This is a genomic window from uncultured Rikenella sp., assembly GCF_910577125.1.
Lineage (GTDB): Bacteria > Bacteroidota > Bacteroidia > Bacteroidales > Rikenellaceae > Rikenella.
On record NZ_CAJTMN010000144.1, the window covers coordinates 1 to 4,133 of the forward strand.

Sequence of the window (4,133 nt, forward strand, 5' to 3'; positions counted from 1 at the left end):
ATGCGTGAGCATCGCCCGTCCACGGGACGTGGGGCCTGCCCGGCCCGAGGGCAGTTCCATCCTGTTAGGGTAGAGGCGGCCCTTTCAGAGTGCCCGAAGGCACCGCGCGCCACGCCTGAAGAAGCGATTCTCTATTTTGACGGTAAGTCAAAATAGAAGGAATCGCGTAAGGCGCGCGAAACGCGGCGGAGCGACAGCGGAGCCGCAGTGAGGCGAACACGGGGCGGAGAATTGAGGCGAGCTTTTGCGACCCGTAGGGTCGCGCAGTCCGACGCCACCCCCGGCGGCGGGCTGCAACTCGACGGAGCTCGTTGCGCCCTTCGCTGGCGTCGCACTGTGATGGATTTTCTGCTCGGGCGGCTTTTCGAACCGCAGGGTGTCGTCTTCCGTTTATTCCGAGAGGCAACGCAACTGAACACCGAAAGCACGGTTGGTTGTACTGCTGGGAGTGAGTTCTTCTATGCTGAAAGTCAAGAATACGACTTTAGTACGTGACCAGCTATACCCGCTGCGACCGACTCCCATCGCATTACCCGATTGTCCATAAAATCCTGCGTCGCGACAGCCCGGGGCGGGGTACAGCATGCGGAAACGGCCTCCCCGGCCCGCAAGCTCTCTCCCCGGCCCTGCCGAAATTCGAAAATCGGGCTATCTTTGTAGCAGCAAAAACCAAACTACCCGAACCCGATATGAAAAAACTCCTGATCGCAGCCGCCGCGCTGTGCACCACCGGACAAGCCGGTGCACAGAAAACACCGGCCGACTATGTCAACCCCTTTATCGGCACCTCGAACTACGGCACCACACAGCCCGGGCCCGTCGTGCCGCAGGGGATGGTCAGCATGTCGCCCTTCAACACCATCCCGCGGCCCGAACACACGGTACACACCGGCGGCTGGTGCTCCACCCCGTACGTGTGGGACAACCGGTGGACGATCGGCTTCACGAACGTCAACCTGAGCGGCGTGGGGTGTCCCGACCTGGGATCGCTCCTCCTGATGCCGACGACCGGAGCGCTGGAGGTCGACTTCCAAAAATACGCCTCGCCGCTCGCCGAGCAGACGGCCAAGGCTGGCTATTATTCGGCTAAAATCGAAGCCTACGACGTGCTGGCCGAGATGACCACCACGCTGCGCTCGTCGCGGTCGCGGTATACCTTCCCCGCCGGCGAGTCGCACATCCTCTTCAACATCGGACAGGGGCTCACCACCGAGTCGGGCGGCTATGCCCGCATCGTGTCGGACTCCGAAATCGAGGGGTTCAAGATCATGGGCGACTTCTGCTACGGGGTGCCGCAGTCGGTAATCCCGGTCTACTTCGTCGTGCGGACGAACAAGCCGGCCGAGAGCGTCCAATACTGGAAAAAACAACCCGACTTCTCGCAGAGCGCCATCAAAGACTGGAGCAGCACCAGCAACAAATACAAAGTCTACACCCGCTTCAAACAGCCCATCGCGGGGGACGATATCGGCGTGGCGTTCAACTACTCCACCACGGCCGGCGAGGTGATCGAGGTTTCGGTGGGGGTTTCGTACGTGAGCATCGAGAATGCCCGCGAGAACCTCGATCGGGAGCAGCGGGGGAAGAACTTCGACGCTATTTATGCGGATGCGGTGGCGGCGTGGAACGACGTGCTGGGCGTGGTCAGCCTCGACGGCGGGACGGAAGACCAGAAAACGCAGTTCTACACGGCGCTCTACCACAACTGGGTGCATCCGTTCGTGCTGCAGGACGCCAACGGCGACTATCCCGAGATGGAGAGCGGACGCATCCGGCGGATGCCGGAATGGACGAACCGGCTGACGATGTTCAGCGGTTGGGACGTCTACCGGCTGACGCCCTTCATGGGAGCGTTTTTCTTCCCGCAGCGGCAGAACGACATGGCGATCAGCATGATGCAGATGTATCGCGAGGCGGGCAACCTGCCGAAGTTCGAGATCGCGGGCAAAGAGTTCATGGTGATGGAGGGCGACGCGGCACTGCCGTACATGACGGCCTGCTGGTTCCTGGGGCTCACCAAGGGGATCGACACGGAGACGCTCTACCAGGCGATGCTCAAGAACGCCACGGCTCCGGCCGCTGAGAACCGCATCCGCGGCGACCAGTCTTTCTACACGGAAAACCACTACATCCCGCTGCGGTCGAAGTACGACAACTCGGTGTCGCAGGCGATCGAGTACTACGTGGCGGACTGGAGCCTCGGCCAGATGGCACGGGCGTTGGGCCGGACGGCGGACTACGAGATGCTGAATGCCCGGGCGATGGGCTACCGCACCTATTTCGACAAGAACTACGGTCTGTTGCGACCGGTGCTGCCGGACGGGACGTTCATGCCGGGCTTCGACCCGCGCGAGGGCGAGAATTTCAAACCGGTGAACGGCTTCCACGAGGGGAGCTCGTGGAACTACTCGTTCGACATCCCGTACGACATTCCGGGGCTCATCAAGCTCTACGGCTCGCCGCGGCGGTTCGTCGACTCGCTGAGCGCCTGCTTCGACCGGGGCTACTTCGACATGGGCAACGAACCGGACATGGGCTATCCGTACTACTTCTCGTACGTCAAGGGCTCGGAGTGGAAGACGCAGTACTACGTGAACCAGTGCCTGGAACGCTACTTCGGCAACCGGCCGGGGGGCTTGCCGGGCAACGACGACGCGGGGACGATGAGCGCCTGGCAGAACCTCTCGATGATGGGCATCTACCCGGCGTGTCCGGCCAAGGCGGAGTATGTCATTACCACACCGACGTTCGACCGGGTGACGATCCGGCTCGACCCGAAATATTACACGCAGAAGGAGCTGGTGATCGAGGCGGTGAACCGCACGCCGGAGAACATCTACATCGAAAAAATCGAGCTGGGAGGTAAACCTTTCCGGGGTTACTTCATCTCACATAAGGCCCTGACGGATGCGGGCCGGCTGACGATCTACTGCACGGACAAGCCGCGCAGGTAGCGGTTATTCAGGGGTAGACCCGACGGGGCGGAGGCGGCCTGTTTTTGGGGTAGAAGCCACCCATTTAAGGCCGAGGCGGCCAGTAAAACACCCTGTGGGTGCCGTTTATTCCGAGAGGCAACGCAACTGAAAACCGAAGGCGCGGTGGTACGCGTTGCTGGGGTAGAGTGCAGTCGCGTTAAAATGCAAGTGCATGATGCCATTGGTACTGTTGATTGTGGAAGCCCAGCTGTACCCGTTGCTGCCGCTGGCCGCCAACGCTCCCGAGATATCGTAGCGGAAGCCCGGGGCGGGGCCGCCTCCGTTTATTCCGAGAGGCAACGCAACTGAAAACCATGGGTACGATAAGTCGTGCTGCTGGAATTGAGCCCTGTCGCAAGGCAACGTAAATACAGACTGTTAATATCGCTGACGGTAGAAATCCAGCTATAACCGCTGTTGCCGACGTTTACCGGATCGCCCGAGATTGCATCGCGGTAGCCCGGGGCGGGGCCGCCTCCGTTTATTCCGAGAGGCAACGCAACTGAAAACCGTAGCCGCGATTATTCGTTTCGCTGGAATTGAGACCGGCCGTGTAAGAATTCAAGTATACGCCATTGGTGCCGTTGACCGAAGACGACCAGCTGTATCCGCTGCTGCCGATGTACCACAACGCGCCTTCGCTTGCACCGCGGTAGCCCGGGGCGGGGTTTGTCGGGCCGCACTCCCAAAGGGTGCCGAATCGTCGGGGGATTTTCAAGGGGGATGTGAGTCCCCCTTGAATGTGCTCTTTGCCTACTTTCTACCACATAGTAGAAAGTAGGGGCCTCCGCGGCCTAAGCGGGATAAAGGAAAGAGATTGAGATCGAAACCCAAAGACGGACAGCAGCTCGACGCTTGTCGGATAAACGGCTTCGTTCGCGCGCCTTTGGAAAATCTTATTCAAAAGCGTAACTCGCTTTTGAATGATTTCCCTCTTAAGGCGTGGCGCGCGGTACTGGCTTTGTCGCGCGCCGGGCGATTCAACTATTTCGGCTCATCGCCGAAATAGTTGAATCGCCTCCTTAGGCGTCGGCGCGCGGTCTTTAGTACTTTTTGAGTCGACCGCAGGAATTTCATCTCGATTTTGCTCACCGCAAAACGAGTGAAATTCCTCTTTAAGCGGGGCGGGCGACCGTTGAGCTTCGACTGCGCTCGGGC

The 4,133-nt window shown here is 60.1% G+C and carries 5 protein-coding genes; 1 reads left to right on the top strand and 4 read right to left on the bottom strand.

Annotated features, from left to right (window positions below):
- Nucleotides 1–390: 390 nt before the first annotated feature.
- A complete protein-coding gene (locus QZ292_RS09835) occupies nucleotides 391–525 on the bottom strand; it encodes a hypothetical protein (protein ID WP_294599778.1) in 135 nt (44 codons plus the stop codon).
- 164 nt (nucleotides 526–689) lie between these two features.
- Here QZ292_RS09835 and QZ292_RS09840 point away from each other — a divergent pair, with 164 nt between their 5' ends.
- Nucleotides 690–2,954 (top strand): GH92 family glycosyl hydrolase, encoded by a 2,265-nt coding sequence (locus QZ292_RS09840; RefSeq protein ID WP_294601070.1) that lies wholly within the window; start codon nucleotides 690–692, stop codon nucleotides 2,952–2,954.
- Nucleotides 2,955–3,059: 105 nt separating this feature from the next.
- Here the strand turns inward: QZ292_RS09840 and QZ292_RS09845 are convergent, their stop codons facing one another.
- From QZ292_RS09845 to QZ292_RS09855, 3 genes are read right to left on the bottom strand one after another with little or no spacing between them, the layout of a single operon-like run.
- Nucleotides 3,060–3,275 (bottom strand): hypothetical protein, encoded by a 216-nt coding sequence (locus QZ292_RS09845; RefSeq protein WP_294601072.1) that lies wholly within the window; start codon nucleotides 3,273–3,275, stop codon nucleotides 3,060–3,062.
- Nucleotides 3,260–3,472: a hypothetical protein gene (locus tag QZ292_RS09850; protein WP_294601074.1), complete on the bottom strand. Its 213-nt coding sequence runs from the start codon at nucleotides 3,470–3,472 to the stop codon at nucleotides 3,260–3,262. The genes QZ292_RS09845 and QZ292_RS09850 overlap by 16 nt, the downstream gene beginning before the upstream one ends.
- On the bottom strand, nucleotides 3,457–3,693 hold the full coding sequence (locus QZ292_RS09855) for a hypothetical protein (protein WP_294601076.1): 237 nt from the start codon (nucleotides 3,691–3,693) through the stop codon (nucleotides 3,457–3,459). The genes QZ292_RS09850 and QZ292_RS09855 overlap by 16 nt, the downstream gene beginning before the upstream one ends.
- Nucleotides 3,694–4,133: the final 440 nt, after the last annotated feature.